The sequence below is a fragment of the Leisingera sp. ANG-S5 genome (assembly GCF_000813925.1).
In the GTDB taxonomy this organism is placed as follows: Bacteria; Pseudomonadota; Alphaproteobacteria; order Rhodobacterales; family Rhodobacteraceae; genus Leisingera.
The window spans coordinates 401,695-425,893 of record NZ_JWLH01000005.1; the positions used below are offsets into that span (position 1 = coordinate 401,695).

Below are 24,199 nucleotides of genomic sequence, written 5' to 3' on the forward strand. Positions count from 1 at the left end.
GCGTACCGGCTGGCGGCAAACTGGCACTGTCCTTTGAGCTGATACCCTGCGACGGTTCGCCTTGAGACAGGTAAAGGAGGCAAAATGGCCAAGACACGGGTACTGGTGGAATTCGGCATGGGCACGTCGCTGAGGCGCGAGGACTATACTGAAGCCGCTCGCCGGGCGATCAAGGACGCGCTGTGGCACAACTCCGTCAACATGGCGGAACTGTTTGATTTCCGTAAGGAAGACATGATTATCGACGCGGAGATCGGTGTGCAGAAACCAGAAGCGGTAGACAGGGACGCACTGCTGGAGATTTTTCCCTACGGCCAGCCCAGCATCCGGGTTGTGGAAGGCGGGCTCGACATCGAAAAACCACGTGGCGGGCAGACGGTGATAGCCAATGCGGCTGTGGTGGTTTCCTTTGACATGGAGACGGTGGAATGAGCGAGAAACGCATCATCCTGGAAATGGGCACCGGCAACGACCTTTACGGCCAGGATTACACCAAGGCGGCGCGGCGCGCGGTGCAGGACGCACTGCATCATTCGTCGATCACCCTGTTTTCCAAGCTTGGCATCGATCACAGCGAAATGCGTGTTGACGTGACCATCGGGGTGCAGCGGCCGGAGGCGGTGGATTGCGATCTGGTAGCGCAGGACTTGCCGCGGGGCAGGGCCAGTGTGCGGGCGGTCAACGGCGGGCTGGATGTGGAGGATGCAGAAGCCGGCAGCCGCCATGTAGTGGCCACCGCTGCAATCGAGGCCTGGCTGCCGGATCAGGCCGGGAAATACAAAATCACAGCCCCGAAATGAACAAAGCCGCCCGTTTCTGGGCGGCTCATTCAATGTCTTCGACCAATTTAGTCTCAGATCTTGGCGATGTCGGCGCGGCTCATGCCGATGTCGTCCAGCTGTGCGTCGGTCAGCCGGGCCAGAGCCTTGCGGGTCTCGCGGGCTTCATACCACTCCACGATGGAGGTTTTCACATTGGTCATAGCGTCGACCACGCGGAGAACGGTGACTGCTCCGAGCGGCGCATGAATGTTTGCGGTCGTCATTTGCGCATATCCTTCTAAGAAACAGCCGACCCTGTGCCGGTTGTGAGCCCCATGTAGGATGCGTAGCTGAGTCCCGCAATTGCCGGTTCGACAGCCCCGCCTTGCGCTTTCTGCATAGCGGCGAAACCCCTTGCAGTCCTTGCAAAGCCTGTGATCCGGCCCGCTCTCTTGTGCCGGCGGGGGGATGGTTCCATATAGGGGGCAACTTAACGGAGGCATTTATGGCAGACGATCAATTCCCCGGCTGGCACGGCACCACCATCATCGGCGTCAAGAAGGACGGTCAGGTGGTCATCGCCGGCGACGGCCAGGTGTCGCTGGGGCAGACAGTGATCAAGGGCACCGCCCGCAAGGTGCGGCGCCTGTCGCCCGGCGGTTTTGATGTGGTGGCAGGCTTTGCCGGCTCGACCGCCGATGCTTTCACCCTGCTGGAGCGTCTTGAAGCCAAGCTGGAAGCAACCCCGGGCCAGCTGGCCCGCGCCAGTGTGGAACTGGCCAAGGACTGGCGCACCGACAAATACCTGCAGAAGCTGGAAGCGATGCTGATCGTCACTGACGGCACCGATATGTTTGTGATCACCGGCGCCGGCGATGTGCTGGAGCCCGAACATGATGTGGCGGCCATCGGATCCGGCGGCAATTTTGCCCTGGCTGCAGCCCGCGGCATGATGGACAGCGATAAATCCGCGGAATCCGTGGCCCGCGACGCCATGGCCATTGCCGCCGATATCTGCGTCTACACCAATGGAAATCTGACCGTCGAAACCATTGGACGGGAAGGCTGAGGTGGGCAGGGTCAACCAGGACGATCTGCGCGCCGCCGTTGGCTCAGGCCTGCTAAGCGAAGCTCAGGCGGCCTCGCTGCTGGCATTGGCCGACAGCCGCCGGGGCGCCAGGGAAAACCTGGCTCCGGGCGATGAACCCTTTGAACTGTTTAAAGGGTTCAACGAGATATTCATCGTCATCGGCCTGTTGATCCTGGCCTCCGGCTGGATGGCTTTTACAGCCGTCGATCTGGCAGGCTCGCTGGGCGGCTATCAGCAGAAGGCGGTCTATTCCGCCATCGCAGGGGCCGCGGTTCTTTGGCTGCTGGCTGAATACTTCATCCGCCGCCGCCGCATGGTTGCACCTGCCATCGCCCTGTCGCTGCTGTGGGCCGGCAATGCAGGCACCGGGTTTACAGCATATTTCTCGCAACCTTTCATGATTGCGCAGAACGACTTCTCCAGCCTGCCGCTGCCTGTTGCAGCCGCAACCGCTACAATCGCGGTGTTCTGGGTGCGCTTCCGGGTCCCCTTTGCCATGGCATTGATTGCTTTGGGGGTCTTTGCGGTTGCACTTCTGTCGGGCGCCATACGGGCCGGCACCCCAGCAGGAATAAGCGATCTGTTCCTGCTGTCAGCCAGTGGCCCCTTTGCCTGGATCACTCTGGCCGTCGGGTGTTGCGTTTTTGCGGTTGCGATGATTTTCGATCTCAGCGACCCGCACCGGGTGACGCGGCGGTCCGCGCAGGGGTTCTGGCTGCATGTCGTTGCCGCACCGGCCCTGGTCAACACCATTGCTCTCAGCCTTCTGGACAGTGGCACCTCCAGTTCAAATTTTCTCTTATTTGCCGTCCTTGTGCTGTTTGCCCTCATCGCAATCATCATCGACCGCCGGTCCTTCCTGATTGCCGCCATCGGCTACAGCGTCACCCTGGCCGACACCGTGTTCAGCGGCGAAGGCACCGCCATCACCATACTGGCGCTTGGTGTGTTTCTGGTTGCCCTCGGCGCCTTCTGGAGCCGCATCCGAGCGGTCCTGCTTACCCCCTTGTCCGGTGTGCTGCCACTTGACCGGCTGCCGCCCTCACACTGAAACGGAAAGACCCATGACTGATCTGACCCCCCGCGAAATCGTCTCGGAACTGGACCGCTTCATCATCGGCCAGAAGGAAGCCAAGCGCGCCGTCGCCGTGGCACTGCGCAGCCGCTGGCGGCGCAAGCAGCTGGCCGACGATCTGCGCGATGAAGTGTACCCCAAGAACATCCTGATGATCGGCCCCACCGGCGTCGGCAAAACCGAGATTTCCCGCCGTCTGGCGAAGCTCGCGCGCGCGCCTTTCATCAAGGTTGAGGCCACCAAGTTCACCGAGGTCGGCTATGTCGGCCGGGATGTGGAACAGATCATCCGCGATCTGGTGGACAGCGCCATTGCCCAGACCCGCGAGTACATGCGCGAAGACGTGAAGGCCAACGCCCATAAGGCCGCAGAGGACCGGGTTGTGGAAGCCATCGCCGGCAGCGATGCCCGTGAGGCCACCCGCGAGATGTTCCGCAAAAAACTGAAGGCGGGGGAGCTGGACGACACGGTGATCGAACTGGATGTGGCCGACACCTCCAATCCGATGGGCATGTTCGAAATCCCCGGCCAGCCCGGTGGCGGCAACATGGGAATGCTGAACCTGGGCGACCTGTTCGGCAAGGCGATGGGCGGGCGCACCACGCGCAAGAAGATGACCGTTGCCGAAAGCTATGAGGTGCTGATCAGCGAGGAAGCTGACAAGCTGCTGGATGACGAAACCGTCACCCGCACCGCGCTGGAGTCGGTGGAGCAGAACGGCATCGTCTTTCTGGATGAGATCGACAAGGTCTGCGCCCGTCAGGAAACCCGCGGCGGCGACGTCAGCCGGGAAGGCGTGCAGCGCGACCTGCTGCCGCTTATCGAAGGCACCACCGTCAGCACCAAACACGGGCCTGTGAAGACCGACCATATCCTGTTCATCGCCTCCGGCGCGTTCCATATCGCCAAGCCGTCGGATCTGCTGCCAGAACTGCAGGGCCGCCTGCCGATCCGGGTCAACCTGCGGGCGCTGACCGAAAAGGACTTTGTCCGCATCCTCACGGAGACCGACAATGCGCTGACACGGCAGTACACCGCGCTGATGGGCACCGAGGAAGTTGAAGTGACCTTCACGGAAGACGGGATTGCCGCGCTGGCCAAAATCGCGGCTGAGGTGAACCAGACTGTCGAAAACATCGGCGCGCGGCGGCTTTACACCGTAATGGAACGCGTGTTCGAAGAACTTTCCTTCACAGCGCCTGACCGTTCGGGCGAGGCGGTCACGGTAGACGCGGCTTTTGTGAAAAAGAACCTGGGTGAGCTTGGCCGCTCTGCGGATGTTAGCCGTTACGTGCTGTAAACTGCCCAAGCCGCGCTGAGCCACTGGACAATGGCGGCAGGTCAGATAGCCTGCCGCTATTTGAATTCGGGGGCAAATATCATGCAGGTTCTGCGCGCAGTTTGCGTATTGTTCGTGACCGTCCTCGTAGGCTGCACGGACAGGTCCTACTCGCCCACAGTTCCTGGAGCTTTGCAGCTGGGTACTGCCAAGACCATTTTTGCAGCGACCAACCGCGATCCCCTGCCGGATGGGACCTTTGGTTCTGACCGGACGGAAGGATTCAGCCTGCTTGAGCTTACTGTGTCAATTCCGCCCAACCGGCAGCCTGGATCCTTGGAATTCGGATACCAGGATCCAGATCCAGCCACTGAGTTCACCATGGCCGGACGCCGGAAATTCGAGAGCGAAGCTGCCTTTTCTTCACGCCTGAACCAGGAACTGGCCAAGTTCCCGCCGCAGGAGAGGGACGTCACTGTATTTGTGCACGGCTTCAATTCCACCCAGGCCGAAACCGCGTTCCGCGCGGCGCAACTGACCCATGACATCAACGTCCCCGGGGCAACGGTCATTTATTCCTGGCCCAGCAAGGGCAAGGCGCTTGGCTATGCATATGATGCCGATAGCGTCCTGTTTGCCCGCGATGGACTGGAAATGCTGCTGCGCAAGCTGCGTTCGCCAGGCACCGGCCGGGTTGTGGTGGTGGCGCATTCCATGGGCGGGCTGCTGACCATGGAGGCGCTGCGCCAGATCGAAATCAAGACACCGGGATGGACCGCCCGCAACCTGGGCGGCGTGGTGCTGATGTCTCCGGACCTGGACGTTGATGTGTTCAAGTCGCAGATGCAGCGCTTTGCCGAAGTCCCGCAGCCGTTTGCCATCTTCGTTTCGCAAAAGGACAATATCCTGACCCTGTCGCAACGGCTGCGCGGATTGAACGGGCGGGCAAGGCTGGGCAATCTCAACAATATTGAGGAAATCAGCGACCTTCCGGTAGAAGTCATTGATACGACGGCCTTTGCCGACGAAGCGGAATCGCAGCATTTTGTTGCTGCCAGCTCACCGGCGCTGCTGGCGCTGCTGAAAGGCGCCCGGCAAACGGCGCAGACATTCGAACGTGATCAGGACCGTCTGCGCAGGATTTTACCGGGCCAGATCGTTATCCGGGACAGTGCCATAGAAATCGCGCTGGAAGGCCCCCCATCCAATAACCGGTGACAGCCGTCAGCGGCCCCGCCGGAGATAGACGTAATATGCACCTTCTCCGCCATGGCTGATGTGAGCCGGCGTGACCTGCAGAACCGCCTGCGACAACGGCGGCAGGGCAAGCCATTGCGGCACCTTGTGGCGCAGCACCCCGCGCGGCACCGGCATCGGGCCCGGCTCGTCCCGGTCCTTTCCCTTGCCGGTTACCACCAGCACCAGCCGCTTGCCCGATGCCTGAGCCGAAAGGATAAAGCGCGTCAGGGCAGGGTGCGCGGTGTCGATCCGCATGCCATGCAGGTCCAGCTTGCCTTCCGGCCTGATCTTGCCGCGTTTCATCCGGCGGAAGGCCTTTTCGTCCATCTGCAGCGGATCACTGGCCAGGCTACGGGCAATCGACGGCTTCAGATCATGTTTCACCGGCTTGGGTTTGGCATTGCTGCCAACCTTGAACGGCGCCAGGCGCGGTTCCGGTTGCTTGACCGGTTTGGGTTTCGGCATCGGCGCTGCTGGCGGCGTGGAGTGGGTACCCGGGTGCAACCGCTCTGTGTGCTTCACGACCTTGTGCCAAAGGTCGATCTCATCTCCTGTCAGTTTGCGCCGTGTCATTTAGATGTCTTCCGGCAGCATCGCATAGGCCCGCTGGATCGGCAGCAGAACCACCATCCGGCCCGGGTCTTTCATCGTGCCGGCGGTTTCGCCCGCCGCATCCCCTGTGCCGACAAAAATGTCAGCCCGCTGGGCACCTTTGATAGCAGAACCGGTATCTTGCGCCACCATCAGCCGCCGCAGCGGCAGATGCCCGTCCTTTTCCACCCAGACCGGCGCACCAAGAGGTGTATAGGCTGGATCGGCGGCAATAGTCCGCATTGGGGTGACGGAGCGGTTCATGGCGCCAAGCGGCCCCTTGGAAGCCGCGACCTTACGCACCTCACGGAAAAACACATAAGACGGGTTGTGGAACAGCAGCTCCTTGCCGTCCGCCGGATTTCGCCGCACCCAGGACTTGATCACCTGCGCGCTGACCTGATGGGCATTGTAGACGCCGCGGCGCACCAGTTCCTTGCCGATCGACTTGTACGGATGGCCGTTGGCGCCTCCGTATCCGACGCGGATGGTCGAGCCATCCGGCAGGCGGATGCGCCCTGATCCCTGAATCTGAAGAAAGAACAGCTCTACCGGATCATCGACCCAGGCGATTTCCAGCCCGCGGCCCTGCATCACGTCACTGCTCAGGATATCCCGGCGCGGCAGCCACTGATCTGTTGCACGCGCCTCTGGGGGCATCTTGTAGACCGGATAGCGGAACCGGCCCGTGGGGTAGCGTGACCCTGTCAGTTCCGGCTCAAAATATCCGGTAAACAGGGCAGGGTTGCCGTCCTCGATCAGAACCGGACGGAAAAACAGCTCAAAAAACGCACGGGCGCCATCAGGTGACTGGGAGCGAGCCGCCTTGCACAATGCGGTCCAATCCGGATCCTTGAGGTCCCGGCAGGTTCCCAGAAAAACCTCCAGCGCGGCTGCGTGGTCATCATGTGCCCAGCCGTCAAGCTGAGCAAAGTCCAGAATGCTGGACACAGTTTCGGAGTGCGCCCCGGAGGCGGTCATCGCGGCACCTGCAATTGCAGCTGCCCCAAGTGCCCCCCGAAGCGCCGCAATCATGCGTCCGTCGCAACAAGCTGCCAGTTGGGATCATCGCTGCCCATGTTGCGAGCAAAGACCCAAGTGTCTTTCTGGCGTTTCACCGCCTTGGGGTCGCCCTCGACAATATCGCCGCCGCGGTCGCGCACGACGGAGGTCAATTCCCCCACGAAGCGCATTGTAATCTCAGCCCGGCCAGACTGCGCATCAAATTGCGCATCGGCCAGAGTGGTTTCACGCACTCCGATGAATTCGGCTTCGATCTTCAGCCCCTGGTCCTCGCGGTGCGCGACGGCTTCCACGAAGCTATCAAAAACATCCTCCGCCAGGAACGGCTGGATGTCATCCAGATTGCCGTGCTCGAATCCCATCAAGATCATCTCGTACGCACCGCGGGCGCCCTGAACGAAATCCTGCACTTGGAACGAGGGTTCAGCCCGTTTCATCGCAGCCAGGGCCTGAGCCTGCGGGCTGCCTTCAGCAACATAATCGGTGATGTCGCGGTCCGGGCCGCCTTCGATCACTTCCAGATCCGGGCGGCGGCTCTTGGTTTCGGACTTCGGCAGCGGCGGCTTTTCAAAGCCTTCGCGTGTTCCCAGAACGCTTTTCAAGCGCAGGATCAGAAACACGGCAATACCGGCCAGAACCAAAAGCTGAATCACAGGCGACTCCATGGATACCTCATGCTAGGCGTTCGTGCTTTGTTTGAAACCAAAGCGGTCAGACCTTATGTAGGTGACGGGCGGGGGCAAGTCTACCGCCCGGGTGTATGATCGCAAGGAAACCCCCATGTATCTCTTCCTGGCCTTTCTGATGGTTCCCATCATTGAAATTGCTTTGTTTATTCAGGTCGGCGGCGCCATCGGCCTGTGGCCGACCCTGGCCATCGTGGTTCTAACCGCAGTACTGGGCACCTGGCTGGTGAAAACACAGGGACGCATGGCGATGGGACAGCTGCGGTCGTCTTTTCAGCAATTGTCCGATCCGGCTGAACCTTTGGCCCATGGGGCCATGATCCTGGTTGCTGGTGCATTGCTGCTGACCCCCGGTTTCTTCACTGATGCTGTTGGCTTTGCGCTTTTGATGCCGCCGGTCCGGCTGGCGGTCTATCGCTATCTGCGTGCTCGCATCACCGTGGCGCAATTCCAGATGGGACCAGGCAGCATGCAGGGCCGCCACTATCCGGGAAGCGCTGGAAAACCGCATGACATCATCGACGGAGACTACGAAGATGTGACTCCCGGGCAGCGCCCAAGCAGCCCGTCCGGCTGGGTTGACGGGCCCCGTTGAGGTGTCCGGGCCAAGCTGTTAAGCACGGTCCAAAGCATATTTCAGGAGTATCCCGATGGCCGAAAACGGCGAAGCCCAGCAGCAGCCGCAAGTCCAGATGAACGTTCTGGCACAGTTCATCCGCGACATGTCGTTCGAGAACGTGATGGCGCAAAAAGGCACTGGCGGCGAGGTTCAGCCCGACGTCAGCGTGCAGGTTAACCTGGATGCGAAAAAGCGTTCGACTGAGAACCAGTACGAGGTGATCACCAAGCTGACCGTCGAGTCCAAGAACAAGGAAGGCGGCAACGTCCTGTTCGTGCTTGAGCTGGAATATGTCGGCGTCTTCAACATCGTCGGCGTGCCGGAAGACCAGCTGCACCCGTTCCTGCTGATCGAATGCCCGCGCATGACCTTCCCGTTCCTGCGCCGCATCGTGTCCGATGTGACCCGCGACGGCGGCTTCCCGCCGCTGAACCTGGACAACATCGACTTTGTCGGGATCTACCGCAACGAACTGGCGCGCCGCCAGCAAGAAGCGGCTGCAGCCGAACCCACACAGTAAAGTCTTCGGTCTCTGAAGCAGAAAACGCCGCTGGTCTCAGCGGCGTTTTTTCGTTTCCAGCCAATTTGGAGTCAGGTGGCCTTCCACAAGGCATCTTCTCCCATTTTGCCGACAAAGGCCTCATGTGCCGCCAGTTCATCGGCCGTGATCCGCGGCGGAAGCGGAGATTGCCGCGGGGCAGGGCGCCAGTCATCCTCAACCTGTGCGGAGCCTGACGAGGCGGCTTGCGTGGACAGGCCAAAATCCGGCTGCCGACCGCCAATCAGCTCAAGATACACATCTGCCAGGATTTCGGAGTCGAGCAGCGCGCCATGCAGGGTCCGGTTGGAGTTGTCGATATTGAACCGGCGGCAGAGCGCATCAAGCGTCGCCGGCGAGCCGGGAAACCGCTGGCGCGCCATTGCCAGAGTATCGATTGCCTGGTCCATCGGCAGCTTTGGCAGCCCCATCCACTCAAGTTCCGCGTTCAGGAACTTCATATCAAAACTGGCGTTGTGAATGACCATCTTGGAGTCTTTCACAAAATCCAGGAACTTCTGGCCAACTTTGGCAAAAACCGGTTTGTCGCGCAGAGTAACCGCACCGGGTTCCGGTTTCTGGGGCGGCTCCAGCAGGTCCGGGCCAATGCCATGAACCGAGAATGCTTCTGCCGGCATTGAGCGTTCCGGGTTTATGTAAACGTGAAACGTTTCCCCGGTGGGCATGTGATTGAACAGCTCCACTGCACCGATCTCGACAATCCGGTCGCCGGAAAACGGATCAAAACCAGTGGTTTCAGTATCGAGGACGATTTCACGCATGGCCCAGCTTACTCCTGATATCTGCGAGGACCTCTGCCACCTGTGCCTCTGCGTGGTCGAGCGTGTCTGTCTCGATCACATAGTCAGCCCGGGCTATTTTTTCCTCAATCGGCATCTGTTTTTGCAGGATATGCCGGAATTGCTCAACCGTCATCGTGCCGCGGGCCAGAACACGCTTTTGCTGAGTGCCCGCATCCACGGTCACACAGGCCACAGCATCCATTTCCGCATCGCCGCCGGTTTCGAACAACAGGGGGATGTCGAAAACCAGGATGTCACTGATTTCCTGCGCCCGGAAAGCGGCCCGGTCCTGAGCCACCAGCGGATGCACGATACTTTCGATCCGTTTAAGAGCGTCCGGGGATTGGCCGATGATCTGTTTCAGGGCAATACGGCTGACTGCGCCATCCTCGATTGCCTCCGGGAAGGCAGCACCCATCGGCGCCACCGCGGCACCGCCTCGGCCGTAAAGCCGGTGAACGGCCGCATCGGCATCCCAAACAGCGCAGCCCTGGGCCGCAAACAGTTTGGCAGTGGTGCTTTTTCCCATACCGATAGAGCCGGTGAGGCCAAGGCTGAAACTCATCTGAGTGCCGCCGCGCGCGTGGCAGCGTCAACCTCAGGCCGGTGTCCAAACCAGCGTTCAAATCCCGGAACCGCCTGATGCAGCAGCATACCCAGACCGTCAACCACAGTGCAGCCCGCATCCTCGGCAGTTTGCAGCAAGTCGGTTTTCAGCGGCGCATAGATCAAATCGGTCACAACAGCATTTGACCGCAGCCCGTCCAGCGGAACCCGCAGACGCGGCTTGCCCACCATGCCGAGTGAGGTTGTGTTCACGATCAGCGCGCCTTCTTCCACGATATTGCCGGCCTGAACCCATTCCACCACTTTGACACGGTTGCCAAAGTCCTTCTGCAGCTGGTCCGCCCGCTCACGCGTGCGGTTGGTCAGCAGGATTTCCGGCACACCAGCCTCCATCAAGGAAGCGACCACTGCCCGGCATGCCCCGCCAGCCCCCAAAACTACAGCCGGCCCGGACTGCGGATCCCAATCCGGCGCGCCCTGATGCAGGTTGGTGATAAAACCGTAACCGTCCGTATTATCGGCCATGATCGTTCCATCCTTGCGGAAGATCAGCGTATTAGCCGCACCGATCAGCCGCGCCCGGTCCGTCACTTTGTCAGCAATCTCCATCACCGCTTCCTTGTGCGGAATAGTGACATTCGCCCCGACAAACCCCATCTTCGGCATCGTCCGGATGGTTTCGGCAAGATCTTCCGGCTCTACATGCATGGGAACATAGTAACCGGCGATGCCGTGAGTCTTCAGCCAATGGCCATGCAGCTGCGGGGATTTAGAATGCGCCACCGGGCAGCCGATCACACCGGCGAGCGGGATTTTTGCTTCTGTCATTGCTTGATCACCCCTTGCAAACCCAGGTAACTGATAAGCTCCATCAGCGGCAATCCCAAGACATTAAAGTAGCTGCCGTCGATGCCGGCAAACAGCCGCACACCTTCTTCTTCCAGTTTGTAAGCCCCGACCGCATGGCGAATGCTATCCCAATTGCGGGCGACATAGTCCTCAAGGTAACTGTCCGAACATTTACGCATTACCAGCCGGACCTGGCCCACATGCCGCCAGATCGGTTCACCATCCCGGTAGATCACGGCAGCTGACAATAGCATATGACGTTTGCCGCGCATCTCCTTGAGCTGGTGCAGTGCCTCCTCAGGACTGACTGGCTTGGAAAGAAGGCTCCCCTCAAAATCAAGCACCTGATCACAGCCTAGAACCAGCTTTCCAGAATGCTTCCCGCTGATTTTGCGCGCCTTTGCCTCTGCCAGCGCATCCGCGATGTCCCGCGGCGGAGCCTGTTCGGCCAATAGGGCTGACTTAATCGCATCCTCATCCAAGCGCGGTACATCGCATTCGAAATCAATACCCGCCTGACGCAGCAGATGCGCCCGGATTTCGGAACCGGAAGCCAGCACAATGTGGGCAGTCATGTGGAAAACCCCGTGGGAAAGACGCAGATCGTTTCAGGACGTTTTGTATGGTTTTCCGCGGTTAAGTAAAGACTCCAGGGGTTGACGCAAATCTCGGGATTCTGCCGGCTGAGTCGTCCTTTGTGAGTCAGGATAACTTTGAAATCGTGGATATGCCGGCTCTCCCCGGATCATCCCGTGGTTATCCCCAAGTTCAGATAGGTAAACTGATCCTTAACAACCCTTGTTTTAAGAGCGTTAACCAAATTTCCACGACTCCTGTCCCATGCACGCTGGAATCTTATCCCTGCTGGGGATAAGCGAAGGAAGATTCACTTATCCACTGGAATCCACGCACACTACAAAAACATCATCCTTCTAATATTTCTTTATTTATTAGGGTGGTCAGATCTGAACGGGGAGAACTGCCCATGGACTTGAGCGATCTGATGTTCGCGCTCTACCCATATGCCAAGTCACTTCACATCATGGCAGTACTCAGTTGGATGGCCGGTCTCTTCTACCTCCCCCGTCTGTTCGTGTATCATGTGGAGCAGGCAGAGAAGGTTCAGGAAGCAGTACCGATTTTCCTGACTATGGAAGAGAAGCTTCTCAGGATCATCATGCGCCCTGCAATGTATGTTTCATGGGCTGCAGGTCTGTTCATCGTACTGACACCCGGCATTGTCGACTGGAGCTACCTCTGGCCTTGGACCAAGGGTCTATCCGTCATCGCCATGACATGGTTCCACCATTGGCTGCTGTTCCGCCACCGGGATTTCAAAGACGGGCGCAATACGCTGACGGGGCGGCAGTTCAGGATGATGAACGAGGTGCCGACGGTGCTGATGGCGGTGATTGTGATCTCGGTCATCTTCAAATTCTGACGCAGCGGCGCTGGGGTGGGGGCTGTGGCTGCGAAACGTTTTCAGCCGGCGTTTGACTCATCTGAAACGAGTCCCTATGTATGGCTCTCAGCGGGCCCGTCCGGGCAACCGTGTTTTCCTAACCTGTCGTGTGATCGACCCCCGGGTAAGCGGGGAGTAGAGGCCGTATCTATATGACCGTGCAATCCCTGAATCTGTCCGATCTCAAAGCCAAGAGCCCTAAAGCCCTGCTGGCGATGGCTGAGGAGCTGGAGATCGAAAACGCCTCGACCATGCGCAAGGGCGAGATGATGTTCCAGATCCTGCGGGAACGCGCGGATGAGGGCTGGGACATCGGCGGCGACGGTGTGCTGGAAGTGCTGCAGGACGGCTTTGGCTTTCTGCGCTCTCCTGAGGCAAACTATCTACCGGGTCCGGACGACATCTATGTCTCTCCCGACATGATCCGCCAGTATTCTTTGCGCACTGGCGACACGGTCGAAGGCCAGATCAAGGCGCCGCTGGAGTCGGAGCGCTATTTTGCACTGACCAATGTCACCAAGATCAACTTCGAGGAGCCTGAAAAGGCCCGTCACAAGATCGCTTTTGACAACCTGACACCGCTCTATCCGGATGAGCGCCTGAAGATGGAGATCGAGGATCCCACCATCAAGGACCGCTCTGCCCGGGTGATCGACCTGGTGGCCCCCATCGGCAAGGGTCAGCGCTCGCTTATCGTGGCGCCGCCGCGCACCGGTAAGACGGTGATCCTGCAGAACATCGCGCACTCGATCGAAAAGAACCATCCGGAGTGCTACCTGATCGTTCTGCTGATTGACGAACGTCCGGAAGAGGTGACCGACATGCAGCGCTCGGTGAAGGGTGAGGTTGTGTCCTCCACCTTTGACGAACCGGCAACCCGCCATGTTGCAGTGTCCGAAATGGTCATCGAAAAGGCCAAGCGCCTGGTGGAGCATAAACGAGATGTTGTGATTCTTCTCGACTCGATCACAAGACTTGGTAGGGCGTTTAACACGGTGGTTCCGTCTTCAGGTAAAGTTCTGACCGGTGGCGTTGACGCAAACGCGCTGCAGCGGCCCAAGCGCTTCTTTGGTGCCGCGCGGAATATCGAGGAAGGCGGTTCGCTGACCATCATCGCCACCGCGCTGATCGACACCGGCTCGCGCATGGACGAGGTGATCTTTGAAGAATTCAAAGGCACCGGTAACTCGGAGATCGTGCTGGACCGCAAGATTGCCGACAAACGCGTGTTCCCGGCAATCGACATTCTCAAATCCGGCACCCGGAAAGAGGATCTGCTGGTCGACAAGGGCGATCTGGCCAAGACCTTTGTGCTGCGCCGGATCCTGAACCCGATGGGCACTACCGATGCTATCGAGTTCCTGCTGTCGAAGCTGAAGCAGACAAAGTCGAACTCCGAATTCTTCGACTCTATGAACACCTGATCCGGGCCGGCAAGAAAGAAGGGCCATCCCATGGACACGATCTTTGCGCTGGCCTCCGCACAAGGGAAGGCCGGGGTCGCGGTAATCCGCATTTCCGGCCCATTGGCGCTTGACGCTGGCGCGCAGATTTGCGGCGGTGAACTGCCGGCGCGGGGCACCAGTCTGCGAATCTTGCAAGACGAATCAGGTGAACGCCTGGACGAAGCTCTGGTTCTAAGCTTCTCAGCTCCAAAAAGCTTTACGGGTGAAAATACCGTTGAATTTCAAACACATGGAAGTACGGCGGTGGTCTCTGCTGTGTTGGATTCCCTGGGGCGAATCAACGGGCTTCGCATGGCTGAACCGGGGGAGTTCACCCGCCGCGCTTTGGAAAACGGCAACTTGGACCTGGCGCAGGTCGAAGGGCTCGCCGATCTGATAGATGCTGAAACCGAAGCGCAACGCAGACAAGCACAGGTCGTTCTTGCCGGCGGGCTGGGGCGATTGGCCGAATCCTGGCGTACAAGCCTGATCCGTGCCGCATCCTTGATCGAAGTCACAATCGATTTTGCTGATGAAGAGGTGCCGGTTGACGTGACCCCGGAAGTCTCTGAGCTGCTGGCACATGTTCAAGCCGGCCTCGAAAAGGAGACCGCCGGCGTTAGAATAGCAGAGCGGATTCGCAGCGGGTTTGAAGTTGCTATTGTCGGTGCTCCGAATGTGGGAAAGTCCACGCTGCTGAACGCGCTGGCCGGCCGGGAAGCCGCGATCACGTCAGAGTATGCCGGCACGACGCGCGATATTATCGAAGTGCGGATGGATCTAGCCGGCCTGCCGGTCACGCTTTTGGATACTGCCGGCCTTCGCGACACGGATGACCATGTCGAGGGCATCGGCATTGCCCTGGCCCGAAGGAGGGCTGAGGAAGCCGATCTGCGTGTGTTTCTTGCGGAAGACAGTGAAGTTCTGGACGTCGAGATGCGCGCCGGCGACATTCGCTTGCGGCCAAAGGCTGATTTGCGTGCAGAACAAGGAAATGCAATCTCGGGCCGGTCGGGGCAGGGTGTCGATCAGCTTGTTGATCATGTGTCCTCTGTCCTCAAGAGCCGTTCAGCACAGGCGGGAATTGCAACGCGTGCCCGTCACCGGGATGCGATGTTGTCGGCTCTGCTCAGCTTGACTGAAGCCCAAGACATTCTGCGGCGCGGACCGGAGTATTATGATATAGCTGCCGAAGAAATGCGTTCGGCAATCCGATCCTTGGAGATGCTTGTTGGCCGGATCGGGGTTGAAAATCTTCTTGATGAGATTTTCTCTAGTTTCTGTCTCGGAAAGTGAAGGAGTGTTTCACGTGAAACATTCATCGTATGACGTGATTGTAGTTGGCGGGGGCCACGCCGGTACCGAAGCTGCCCATGCTTCGGCGAGAATGGGCGCCGCAACTGCACTGGTGACCTTGAACCGTGACGGCATCGGAGTAATGTCATGCAACCCGGCAATTGGTGGCTTGGGCAAAGGGCACTTGGTCCGGGAAATTGACGCAATGGATGGCGTCATGGGCCGTGTTGCTGATTTGGCAGGAATTCAGTTCCGGTTGCTGAACCGCAGAAAGGGACCTGCCGTACAAGGGCCGCGGGCCCAATCGGATAGAGCTATCTATCGCCTGGAAATGCTTCGACTGACGGAGTCTCAACAGAACCTGGACATCGTGGAAGGCGAAGTAACAGACTTTCTGATGTCCGGAGAAACTGTTGCCGGCGTTGTGCTGGCTGACGGCAGCGAAATCCCAGCTAAGTCGGTTGTGCTGACCTCAGGCACGTTTCTTCGCGGCGTTATTCACATTGGAGATGTGTCGAAGCCAGGCGGCCGGATGGGAGATAAACCGTCTGTCAAATTGGCTGAGCGCCTTGATAGTTTTGAACTTCCGCTCGGTCGACTTAAAACTGGCACGCCGCCACGCTTGGATGGGCGGACCATTAACTGGGAGAGTTTGGACGCCCAGCCTGGAGATGATGATCCTGTCTTCTTTTCCTTTCTGTCTAAAACCCTGAATGCGCAGCAGGTGTCTTGCGGCATTACGCATACCAATGCCAAAACCCACGACATAATCCGCCGGAACTTGGAACGATCCGCGATGTATGGCGGACATATCGAAGGGGTCGGACCGCGGTATTGCCCCTCGATTGAAGACAAAATTGTGAGGTTCTCGGACAAGGAAAGCCATCAGATCTTTCTGGAGCCAGAAGGGGTGACGGATCACACCGTGTATCCCAATGGCATCTCCACCAGCCTGCCTGTGGAGGTGCAGGAGGAATATGTCCGGTCGATTTCAGGTCTTGAGCACGCAGACATCCTGCAGCCGGGGTATGCGATTGAGTATGACTATGTCGATCCAAGAGCGCTCCAGTTAGATCTATCGCTAAAGGATGTTCCTGGCCTTTATCTTGCAGGACAAATCAACGGAACGACTGGCTATGAGGAAGCCGCTGCGCAGGGACTGGTCGCGGGGCTCAACGCGGCGCACAGGGCCAGGGAAAGAGAGCCTATCACCTTCAGCCGGTCGAACAGCTACATCGGTGTAATGATCGATGATCTTACGACTAACGGCGTTACTGAGCCTTACCGGATGTTCACCTCAAGGGCGGAGTTCAGATTGTCCCTTCGGGCTGACAATGCAGATCAAAGGCTGACACCGATGGCGATTGATCTGGGGTGTGCCGGAGAAGAACGTCGGCGGGCCTTTGAGAAGAAGAATGAACAACTAGTCTCAGCACGAAAGAGACTTGAGTCCGAGACTTTTACACCCAAACAGGTGGCAACTGCGGGTATCCGGATCAATCAGGATGGCAATAGGCGGACTGGTTTGGATGTTCTGGCTTTTCCTGATGTCACTTTTGAAGATGTGATCCAGCTGATGCCTGACTTGGATGAAGTGGATCCGGAGATTAGCCGGCAGATGGAGCGGGACGCCCTCTATGCAAATTATATTGCGCGTCAGGAGCGGGAAATCTCCGCAATGAAGCGTGATGAAGGTCATGTGATCCCGAAGGGCTTTGTTTTTGAAGATGTCGACGGTCTTTCCAAAGAGCTTCAACAGAAGCTAGCGCGAGTGCGTCCGGAAACCCTGGCCCAAGCCGCTCGGATCGACGGAATGACTCCCGCTGCCCTTGCGCTGATCCTTGCCCGTCTTCGCAAGGGGAAATCGGGGCAGGAGAAGACTGCATGAGCAGCAAGAAGCTCCTAGATGACCTCAGTGTTTCACGTGAAACATTTGAACGCCTCGAGATCTTTGAAAGAGTTATTCGCAAGTGGAATCCGAAGATCAACTTGGTCTCCCGTTCCAGTCTTGACGAACTCTGGACGCGTCATATAGCGGATTCTGTTCAAGTTTTCCGCAGTGTCGACGCGCCGAAGCATTGGGTCGACATCGGCAGCGGCGGAGGATTTCCTGGAGTTGTGGTTGCGTTGCTCGCCGCGGATGAAACTCCGGAAACCAAGATAACGTTGATCGAGAGTGATCAACGCAAGTCTGCCTTCCTTCGAACAGCGGCCAGAGAGTGCGGCGCATCGATTACAGTCCTGAGCAGCCGGATTGAACAGGTTGAACCGCAGAGCGCAGATGTATTGTCTGCCAGGGCACTTGCCGGATTGAGTGATCTTTTGGGTTTCGCAGAGCGTCATCTCGCGTCCGATGGCGTTTGCGTGTTCCCCAAAGGTGAGAACTGGAAAAAAGAAGTGGATAACGCTCGGCAGCAATGGCGATTCGAGTTGGAAACGACTAAAAGTTTGACTGAGCCAGAAGCAGTAATCTTGAAAATCAGGGGAGTAGAACGTGTCTGATTTTTCCCGCCCGGAGGGGCCTCGGATCATCGCGGTCGCAAATCAGAAAGGCGGGGTAGGGAAGACAACAACAGCCATAAATCTTGCAGCAGCGCTGGTGGAATGCGGGCTGCGGGTACTGGTTGTCGACCTGGATCCGCAAGGCAATGCCTCCACAGGATTGGGTATTGAACCGTCGGATCGGGACCTGACGACTTATGATCTCCTTGTTGAGGACGCATCTTTGTCGGATGTTATCCGGCAAACGGAGATTGAGGATCTTTGCATTATTCCAGCGACTGTTGATCTCAGTTCTGCCGATATCGAACTATTCACCAATGAGAAGCGCAGCTTCCTATTGCACGATGCTCTTCGGCAAACGGCTATGGATGAATATGATTGGGATTATGTTCTGATTGATTGTCCGCCATCCCTGAATTTGCTGACAGTTAATGCGATGGTTGCTGCGCATTCAGTCCTAGTGCCATTGCAAAGTGAGTTCTTTGCGCTGGAAGGCGTGACACAGTTGATGCTGACGATCCGGGAAGTCCGGCAGTCGGCGAATCCGAATCTGCGGATTGAGGGAATCGTTCTGACCATGTTCGACCGGCGCAATAACCTGTCGCAACAGGTTGAGCAGGACGCACGGGATAATTTGGGTGATCTTGTATTTCAAACGAAGATTCCGCGCAACGTGCGTGTGAGTGAGGCACCGTCTTACGCACAGCCCGTATTGAACTATGACAGTAACTCCCAGGGTGCACAGGCTTATCGCGCACTGGCAGAAGAAATCCTGAATAAACATCACAAGATAGCGGCTTAAATGCAGAATACGGACCGGAGGCAACCATGGCAGACAAAAAGACAAAACCACGCGGACTTGGCCGGGGGTTGTCGGCGTTGATGGCAGATGTGAACCCTGCGCCAGTCAGCACGCAGGCTGAGGCACCACGAAATGCGGAAATTCTGGTGCCAATCGAAAATGTCATTGCCAACCCGAACCAGCCGAGGCGCCAATTCCTGCAGGAAGACCTGGATGACCTGACGGCTTCCATCAAGGAGAAGGGGGTTCTTCAGCCACTGATCGTTCGGCCCCGTCCTGGCGGGAAGTACGAGATTGTTGCTGGTGAGCGCCGCTGGCGCGCGTCGCAGGCAGCCCAGTTGCACGAAGTTCCGGTTCTGATCCGCGATTATTCCGACCTGGAGATGATGGAAGTTGCCATCATCGAAAACATCCAGCGCTCGGATCTGAACGCAATGGAAGAGGCGCAGAGCTACAAGCAACTGATGGAAAAATTCGGGCATACGCAGGAAAAGATGGCAGAGGCGCTGGGAAAAAGCCGTAGCCACATCGCCAATCTTGTGCGCCTTCTGCACCTTCCGGAAGATGTCCAAATCCTGGTTCAGGAACGCAAACTTTCCGCGGGCCATGCCCGCGCTCTGATCACTTCGGATCATGCCTCAGAATTAGCGGCAAAGATCGTGAAGGGTGGTTTGTCCGTTCGTGCTACCGAAGCATTGGTGAAAAAAGACGCGGCTGGCATTCAGGCGGCCGGTGCCAAGAAACCTCGTAAAGCTCCAGAAAAGGACGCCGATACCCGGGCACTGGAAGGCGACTTGTCAGCGATGCTGAAAATGAAGGTCTCGATCGATCACAAGCCTGGCGGTGAGGCGGGTGCGGTGACGATCAGCTATGAGAGCCTGGATCAGTTGGACGAACTGTGCAATCTGCTCAGCCGTTAGGCCTGGTCCAGATGAAGAGAAGCACGGTTGACAGAACTACTGTTTGAATCCCCAGCACGTGACCGGGGACGCCCAACAGCAGAGACAGGCCAAAGACGGCGGCAATCGACAGGGTTGCCGCCTTTTTTGCACCCGGCCGGATAGCGCCATGATCGCGCCAGTCCATGATCATAGGACCAAAGACGTTGTGATCAACGATCCAGTTGTGCAGGCGCTCAGAGGAATTTGCGAAGAAGAACGCTGCAAGAAGTAAGAATGGAACGGTGGGAAGCAGGGGGAGAACAATGCCAATGACGGCCAAGGCGACGCAGAATAATCCCAGGCCGGCGTAGAGGAAACGCATTGCTTCAATCCATCAACAGTTCGCGGAGTACCGCATTCAATACCGCGCGGCCCTGGTCAGTCGCGCGAAGCCTCTGGCCAGAGATAGTCACCATACCCATTTGTGCAAGATCATGCAGCCGGTCTTCTGGCAATTTGCACCCCGAAAGCTGGCTGTATCGCCCCATATCCAGACCTTCAGACAGGCGCATCCCCATCATGAGGTATTCAGCCGCAGCATCTACCCGGTTTAGTTTCTCTCGAAGGGATTCCCCGTTGCCACTACTCACCGCATTCAACCAGGCCCCGGGCGCCAGATGGGTTTCAGTGGCATGACGCAGGCCGTTCAAGGTCAGACGTCCGTGGGCCCCGGGGCCGATGCCGGCATAGTCGCCATAGCGCCAGTAGATCAGGTTGTGGCGTGATTCTGCTCCGGGCTTGGCGTGGTTCGAGATTTCATAGCCAGCCATACCGAAGCCGGCGCAGACCTCCTGGGTAGCCTGGTACATATCTGCTGCCGTGTCGTCTTCCGGCAACCCGCGCAACTTGCCGCGGGCATACCGGTCGCCAAAGGCAGTGCCTTCTTCGATGGTAAGCTGATAGAGCGACAGGTGGTCGATGGCCATGGAGAGCGCTTCGCGCAGTTCCGCCTGCCAAGATTTTAATGTTTGCCCCTGACGCGCGTAGATGAGGTCAAAGCTCACGCGATCGAAACATTTACGGGCTATGTCGAAAGCTGTTTTGGCCTCTGCAACGCTGTGAATACGACCAAGCCGGCGCAGGTCTTCGTCGTTCAGGGCCTGTATGCCCATGGAGACCCTGTTTACGCCTGCGTCGCGGTAGCCCGCAAAACGGCCGGCTTCAACAGATCCAGGGTTTGCTTCAAGAGATATCTCTATGTCATTGGCGAAAGGCCAAATTTCACGTGCGCGCTCAATAACAGCGGCCACAGTGTCCGGCCGCATGAGGGAAGGGGTGCCGCCGCCAAAGAAAATCGAGTTCAGAACACGACCGGAAAGCTGCTCTGAGAGTCTGTCAAGCTCGCTCAGATAGGCTCTAACCCAGAGCTTTTGGTCTATGCTTGCCGAAACATGGCTGTTGAAATCGCAATAGGGGCATTTGGCCTGGCAAAAAGGCCAATGCACGTAAAGGCCAAAGCCCCCATTGCGCCAGTCATCCACCGAAACAGCCCTGGACGAACTGGGCCACCGCCTTGCCGCGGTGGCTGATCTTGTTCTTCTCCGCCGGGTCCATTTCGGCGCAGGTGATGTCAAAGCCGTCAGGCTGGAACATCGGGTCGTAGCCAAAGCCGTGTTCGCCGCGGATCGGCCAGACCAGCTGACCTGGCATCACGCCCTCGAACACTTCGTCATGTCCGTCGGGCCACGCAATCACCAGGGTGCAGCGGAACTGGGCAGTGCGCGGCGCGCTGGCTCCGGCAGCGGTTAGCTCATCATTGGCGCGGGTCATTGCCAGCTTGAAGTCGCGGCCGTTCGGTGTTTCGGCCCAGTCGGCAGTGTAGACGCCGGGCGCTCCGTTGAGTGCGTCGATGGTGATGCCGGAATCATCGGACAGGGCCGGCAGGCCGGTTGCCGTGGCGGCAGCGTGGGCCTTGATGCGGGCATTGCCGACAAATGTGTCCTCGGTTTCCTCGGGTTCCGGCAAATTCATCTCGCCGGCGCCAACAACCTGCACGCCGAAGGGGGCGAGGATTTCGGAGATCTCGTTCAGCTTGCCCTTGTTATGGGTGGCGACAAGCAGCTTGCCGCCTTCCAGTTTGCGGGTCATTTGCAGGCGGCCTTCTGCATTTCTGCCAGCTCGGAGGTGCCTTTAGCGGCCAGGTCCATCAGCTGGTTCATCTGGTCGCGGGAAAAGACGGAGCCCTCGGCAGACATCTGTACTTCGATCAGTTTACCGGATCCGGTCATGATGAAGTTGCCGTCCACGCCGGCCTCAGAATCCTCGGGGTAATCCAGATCCAGCACCGGCTGGCCGGCATAGATGCCACAGGAAACGGCCGACACAGGATCCACCAGCGGATCGATATGCACATCACCAGCTTTCATCAATTTGTTGACGGCCAGACGCAGGGCAACCCAGCCGCCTGTGATCGAGGCGCAGCGGGTGCCGCCGTCGGCCTGCAGGACGTCGCAGTCGATGGTGATCTGGCGCTCGCCCAGGGCAACGCGGTCGACGCCGGCCCGAAGCGCGCGGCCGATCAGGCGCTGGATTTCCACTGTGCGCCCGCCCTGCTTGCCAGAGGCTGCTTCGCGGCGCATCCGGGTGTTTGTGGCACGGGGCAGCATGCCGTATTCGGCGGTAACCCAGCCCAGGCCGGTACCCTTTATGAAGGGCGGCACACGGTCTTCGATGGTGGCGGTGCACAGGACATGGGTGTCGCCGGCCTTGATCAGGCAGGAGCCCTCGGCGTGTTTGGTGAAGCCGGTCTCGATCGAGACAGGGCGCATTTCATTCAGTTCTCGTCCTGAGGGTCGCATGGCACTTCCTTTTGCTGTTGGCTTGGGGATATCCCCCGGACGCGGGGCTATGCAAGCCCGATTGACCTTTTCCCGAAGTGCTCTTTAATGACATTTTGGAGCCGGGTTCCTATGTTTAGACCGGAAGAAATGCTGGCAGGCTGATGAGCGATCCGAACAACATTCTGAAGGACTTGAATGACCGCTCCCGGGACGTGTTCCGCGCAGTGGTGGAAAGCTATCTAGAGAGCGGCGATCCGGTTGGCAGCCGCACGCTGACCCGTTCGCTGAGTGAAAAGGTCAGCGCAGCCACCGTGCGTAACGTTATGCAAGATCTTGAATACCTTGGCCTGCTGGACAGCCCGCACGTCAGCGCCGGCAGGGTACCCACGCAGATGGGCCTCAGGATGTTTGTTGATGGTCTTTTGGAAGTTGGCGATCTCAACGTAAAAGACCGTGAGAAGATTGATGCGACTCTAGGCCGGAATGCAGGTGACGTTGGCGGGATGCTCGACCGGGTTGGCGCTGCACTGTCTGGTGTCACGCAAGGCGCTTCCCTTGTGCTGACACCCAAGCATGAAGCGGAGATCCGGCACATTGAGTTTGTCTCTTTGGCGCATGACCGCGCACTGGTGGTTCTGGTTTTTTCTGACGGTCATGTGGAGAACCGGCTATTCACACCGCCGCCAGGGCAGACGCCCAGTTCGATGCGTGAAGCCGCAAATTTCCTGAATGCACTGATCGAAGGCAAGACGCTGAGCGAGGTGCAACGGCAGATCCAGAGAGAGATTTCCGCCCGGCGTCAGGAAATCGACAGTCTTGCACATGCGATGATCGAAAGCGGACTGGCTGTCTGGGAAGAGGAAGGCAGCGAACAGGCACGACTGATAGTGCGAGGCCGCGCGAATCTTTTGGCCGAGACTGGAGCAGCCGAGGAGTTGGAGCGGATCCGCACGCTGTTCGATGATCTGGAACGCAAGCGGGACATTGCCGAATTTCTGGAACTGACCGAAGAAGGCGAGGGTGTGCGCATTTTTATCGGGTCGGAGAACAAACTTTTCTCACTTTCGGGTTCCTCTTTGGTGGTGTCTCCCTATATGAACGCGGATCGAAAGATCATCGGTGCGGTTGGGGTGATTGGCCCAACGCGCCTGAATTACGGACGGATTGTGCCGATCGTGGACTACACGGCACAGCTGGTCGGCAAACTGTTGTCCGACCGGAGTTAGAGGTGAAACATGGCAGAGCTCAAGGACGAAGACTTTCTGGATGACATCGCCGCCGCCGAAGCTGAAGAGCTGGCTGCGCAAACCGAGGAATTTGATGATGCCTCGCTGGAACTTGATGCGCTCCGGGCGGAACGGGATGAGCTGAAAGACCGCTTCATGCGGGCGCTGGCGGATGCTGAGAACGCCCGCAAACGCGGTGATAAAGCGCGCCGTGAGGCAGAAAACTATGGCGGGTCGAAGCTGGCCCGCGACATGCTGCCGGTCTATGACAACATGAAGCGCGCGATTGAAGCGGCCACCGACGAGCAGCGCGAGGTGTCCGCCGCCCTGATTGAGGGCGTGGAACTGACAATGCGTTCGCTGCTTGGCGTGTTTGAGAAGCACGGAATTCGGATTGTGTCGCCCGAGGTTGGCGACAAGTTCGATCCGCAAGTACATGAGGCAATGTTCGAAGCGCCTGTACCGGGCACCAAGGCGGGTGACATCATTCAGGTCTCAGCGGAAGGATTCATGCTGCACGACCGTCTGCTGCGCGCGGCGCAGGTGGGTGTGTCCTCGACCCCGGCCAGCTGATGAGCAGACCCTGGCGGGCCTGCGCCTCCGGCGGGAGTATTTTTGAAAGATG

29 protein-coding genes are annotated in these 24,199 nt (G+C 58.4%); 17 read left to right on the forward strand and 12 right to left on the reverse strand.

Annotated features, from left to right (window positions below):
• Positions 1–84: 84 nt before the first annotated feature.
• Both RA25_RS10225 and RA25_RS10230 read left to right on the forward strand, forming a co-directional pair.
• Positions 85–432, forward strand: a complete 348-nt coding sequence (locus RA25_RS10225; protein WP_039172016.1) for a Lin0512 family protein — start codon at positions 85–87, stop codon at positions 430–432.
• Positions 429–800, forward strand: a complete 372-nt coding sequence (locus RA25_RS10230) for a Lin0512 family protein (RefSeq protein WP_039172019.1) — start codon at positions 429–431, stop codon at positions 798–800. The genes RA25_RS10225 and RA25_RS10230 overlap by 4 nt, the downstream gene beginning before the upstream one ends.
• Positions 801–853: 53 nt before the next feature.
• On the opposite strand, the gene RA25_RS10235 is transcribed toward RA25_RS10230, so the two are convergent.
• Positions 854–1,045, reverse strand: coding sequence for a DUF1127 domain-containing protein (locus tag RA25_RS10235; RefSeq protein WP_019295331.1), 192 nt, complete (start codon positions 1,043–1,045; stop codon positions 854–856).
• A 221-nt stretch (positions 1,046–1,266) separates the two neighbouring features.
• Between RA25_RS10235 and hslV the strand changes: the two genes are divergently transcribed.
• The 4 genes from hslV to RA25_RS10255 all read left to right on the forward strand — a co-directional run bounded on the left by hslV (position 1,267) and on the right by RA25_RS10255 (position 5,423).
• Entirely contained in the window at positions 1,267–1,830 is a 564-nt protein-coding gene (gene hslV, locus RA25_RS10240) for an ATP-dependent protease subunit HslV (protein ID WP_039172021.1), read from the forward strand.
• 1 nt (position 1,831) lies between these two features.
• Positions 1,832–2,902: a hypothetical protein gene (locus tag RA25_RS10245; RefSeq protein ID WP_039172024.1), complete on the forward strand. Its 1,071-nt coding sequence runs from the start codon at positions 1,832–1,834 to the stop codon at positions 2,900–2,902.
• A gap of 13 nt (positions 2,903–2,915) precedes the next feature.
• On the forward strand, positions 2,916–4,226 hold the full coding sequence (hslU, locus tag RA25_RS10250; protein WP_019295328.1) for an ATP-dependent protease ATPase subunit HslU: 1,311 nt from the start codon (positions 2,916–2,918) through the stop codon (positions 4,224–4,226).
• 81 nt (positions 4,227–4,307) lie between these two features.
• Entirely contained in the window at positions 4,308–5,423 is a 1,116-nt protein-coding gene (locus tag RA25_RS10255) for an alpha/beta hydrolase (RefSeq protein ID WP_039172027.1), read from the forward strand.
• A 6-nt stretch (positions 5,424–5,429) separates the two neighbouring features.
• Here the strand turns inward: RA25_RS10255 and RA25_RS10260 are convergent, their stop codons facing one another.
• From RA25_RS10260 to RA25_RS10270, 3 genes are read right to left on the reverse strand one after another with little or no spacing between them, the layout of a single operon-like run.
• Entirely contained in the window at positions 5,430–6,017 is a 588-nt protein-coding gene (locus RA25_RS10260) for a Smr/MutS family protein (protein WP_019295326.1), read from the reverse strand.
• On the reverse strand, positions 6,018–7,070 hold the full coding sequence (gene mltA, locus RA25_RS10265) for a murein transglycosylase A (protein ID WP_039172030.1): 1,053 nt from the start codon (positions 7,068–7,070) through the stop codon (positions 6,018–6,020).
• Entirely contained in the window at positions 7,067–7,723 is a 657-nt protein-coding gene (locus RA25_RS10270) for a Tim44/TimA family putative adaptor protein (RefSeq protein ID WP_019295324.1), read from the reverse strand. The genes mltA and RA25_RS10270 overlap by 4 nt, the downstream gene beginning before the upstream one ends.
• Before the next feature lie 115 nt (positions 7,724–7,838).
• Between RA25_RS10270 and RA25_RS10275 the strand changes: the two genes are divergently transcribed.
• Positions 7,839–8,339: an FxsA family protein gene (locus RA25_RS10275; RefSeq protein WP_039172032.1), complete on the forward strand. Its 501-nt coding sequence runs from the start codon at positions 7,839–7,841 to the stop codon at positions 8,337–8,339.
• Positions 8,340–8,394: 55 nt separating this feature from the next.
• Positions 8,395–8,883: a protein-export chaperone SecB gene (gene secB / locus RA25_RS10280; RefSeq protein WP_019295322.1), complete on the forward strand. Its 489-nt coding sequence runs from the start codon at positions 8,395–8,397 to the stop codon at positions 8,881–8,883.
• Between the two features lie 71 nt (positions 8,884–8,954).
• Here secB and dnaQ read toward each other — a convergent pair whose 3' ends face one another.
• The 4 genes from dnaQ to RA25_RS10300 are packed head-to-tail and all read right to left on the reverse strand — an operon-like array spanning position 8,955 to position 11,695.
• Positions 8,955–9,683, reverse strand: coding sequence for a DNA polymerase III subunit epsilon (gene dnaQ / locus RA25_RS10285; protein WP_039172035.1), 729 nt, complete (start codon positions 9,681–9,683; stop codon positions 8,955–8,957).
• On the reverse strand, positions 9,676–10,269 hold the full coding sequence (gene coaE, locus RA25_RS10290) for a dephospho-CoA kinase (protein ID WP_039172036.1): 594 nt from the start codon (positions 10,267–10,269) through the stop codon (positions 9,676–9,678). The genes dnaQ and coaE overlap by 8 nt, the downstream gene beginning before the upstream one ends.
• Positions 10,266–11,099 carry a shikimate dehydrogenase gene (locus tag RA25_RS10295; RefSeq protein ID WP_019295319.1) on the reverse strand — a complete coding sequence of 278 codons (834 nt, stop codon included), beginning with the start codon at positions 11,097–11,099 and terminating at the stop codon, positions 10,266–10,268. Before RA25_RS10295 ends, coaE begins: the two co-directional genes overlap by 4 nt.
• Positions 11,096–11,695: a Maf family protein gene (locus RA25_RS10300; protein ID WP_039172038.1), complete on the reverse strand. Its 600-nt coding sequence runs from the start codon at positions 11,693–11,695 to the stop codon at positions 11,096–11,098. The genes RA25_RS10295 and RA25_RS10300 overlap by 4 nt, the downstream gene beginning before the upstream one ends.
• Positions 11,696–12,105: 410 nt before the next feature.
• Here RA25_RS10300 and RA25_RS10305 point away from each other — a divergent pair, with 410 nt between their 5' ends.
• The 7 genes from RA25_RS10305 to RA25_RS10335 all read left to right on the forward strand — a co-directional run bounded on the left by RA25_RS10305 (position 12,106) and on the right by RA25_RS10335 (position 19,547).
• Positions 12,106–12,561: a CopD family protein gene (locus RA25_RS10305; RefSeq protein WP_039172040.1), complete on the forward strand. Its 456-nt coding sequence runs from the start codon at positions 12,106–12,108 to the stop codon at positions 12,559–12,561.
• Positions 12,562–12,734: 173 nt separating this feature from the next.
• Positions 12,735–14,006, forward strand: coding sequence for a transcription termination factor Rho (gene rho, locus RA25_RS10310; protein ID WP_019295316.1), 1,272 nt, complete (start codon positions 12,735–12,737; stop codon positions 14,004–14,006).
• Between the two features lie 30 nt (positions 14,007–14,036).
• Positions 14,037–15,323 (forward strand): tRNA uridine-5-carboxymethylaminomethyl(34) synthesis GTPase MnmE, encoded by a 1,287-nt coding sequence (mnmE, locus tag RA25_RS10315; protein WP_019295315.1) that lies wholly within the window; start codon positions 14,037–14,039, stop codon positions 15,321–15,323.
• Between the two features lie 13 nt (positions 15,324–15,336).
• Positions 15,337–17,211: a tRNA uridine-5-carboxymethylaminomethyl(34) synthesis enzyme MnmG gene (gene mnmG, locus RA25_RS10320; protein ID WP_039172360.1), complete on the forward strand. Its 1,875-nt coding sequence runs from the start codon at positions 15,337–15,339 to the stop codon at positions 17,209–17,211.
• Complete coding sequence (rsmG, locus tag RA25_RS10325) at positions 17,208–17,825, forward strand: 16S rRNA (guanine(527)-N(7))-methyltransferase RsmG (protein WP_039147563.1); 618 nt, start codon at positions 17,208–17,210, stop codon at positions 17,823–17,825. Before mnmG ends, rsmG begins: the two co-directional genes overlap by 4 nt.
• Positions 17,818–18,627 carry a ParA family protein gene (locus RA25_RS10330; protein ID WP_019295312.1) on the forward strand — a complete coding sequence of 270 codons (810 nt, stop codon included), beginning with the start codon at positions 17,818–17,820 and terminating at the stop codon, positions 18,625–18,627. Before rsmG ends, RA25_RS10330 begins: the two co-directional genes overlap by 8 nt.
• 26 nt (positions 18,628–18,653) lie before the next feature.
• Positions 18,654–19,547, forward strand: coding sequence for a ParB/RepB/Spo0J family partition protein (locus RA25_RS10335; RefSeq protein ID WP_019295311.1), 894 nt, complete (start codon positions 18,654–18,656; stop codon positions 19,545–19,547).
• On the opposite strand, the gene RA25_RS10340 is transcribed toward RA25_RS10335, so the two are convergent.
• Genes RA25_RS10340 through rph form a run of 4 tightly spaced genes read right to left on the reverse strand, consistent with a single transcriptional unit; the run spans position 19,537 to position 22,366 of the window.
• A complete protein-coding gene (locus RA25_RS10340; protein WP_019295310.1) occupies positions 19,537–19,890 on the reverse strand; it encodes a YbaN family protein in 354 nt (117 codons plus the stop codon). The two genes, RA25_RS10335 and RA25_RS10340, sit on opposite strands and share 11 nt — an antisense overlap.
• Before the next feature lie 4 nt (positions 19,891–19,894).
• Entirely contained in the window at positions 19,895–21,049 is a 1,155-nt protein-coding gene (hemW, locus tag RA25_RS10345) for a radical SAM family heme chaperone HemW (RefSeq protein ID WP_039172041.1), read from the reverse strand.
• The gene (rdgB, locus tag RA25_RS10350) at positions 21,042–21,656 is read right to left on the reverse strand and encodes an RdgB/HAM1 family non-canonical purine NTP pyrophosphatase (protein ID WP_019295308.1); all 615 of its coding nucleotides are present in this window, start codon (positions 21,654–21,656) and stop codon (positions 21,042–21,044) included. Before rdgB ends, hemW begins: the two co-directional genes overlap by 8 nt.
• Positions 21,653–22,366: a ribonuclease PH gene (gene rph, locus RA25_RS10355; protein ID WP_019295307.1), complete on the reverse strand. Its 714-nt coding sequence runs from the start codon at positions 22,364–22,366 to the stop codon at positions 21,653–21,655. The genes rdgB and rph overlap by 4 nt, the downstream gene beginning before the upstream one ends.
• Positions 22,367–22,509: 143 nt before the next feature.
• On the opposite strand from rph, the gene hrcA reads away from it, so the two are divergent.
• The gene (gene hrcA, locus RA25_RS10360) at positions 22,510–23,574 is read left to right on the forward strand and encodes a heat-inducible transcriptional repressor HrcA (RefSeq protein WP_019295306.1); all 1,065 of its coding nucleotides are present in this window, start codon (positions 22,510–22,512) and stop codon (positions 23,572–23,574) included.
• Positions 23,575–23,583: 9 nt separating this feature from the next.
• Positions 23,584–24,147 (forward strand): nucleotide exchange factor GrpE, encoded by a 564-nt coding sequence (locus tag RA25_RS10365; protein WP_019295305.1) that lies wholly within the window; start codon positions 23,584–23,586, stop codon positions 24,145–24,147.
• Positions 24,148–24,199: the final 52 nt, after the last annotated feature.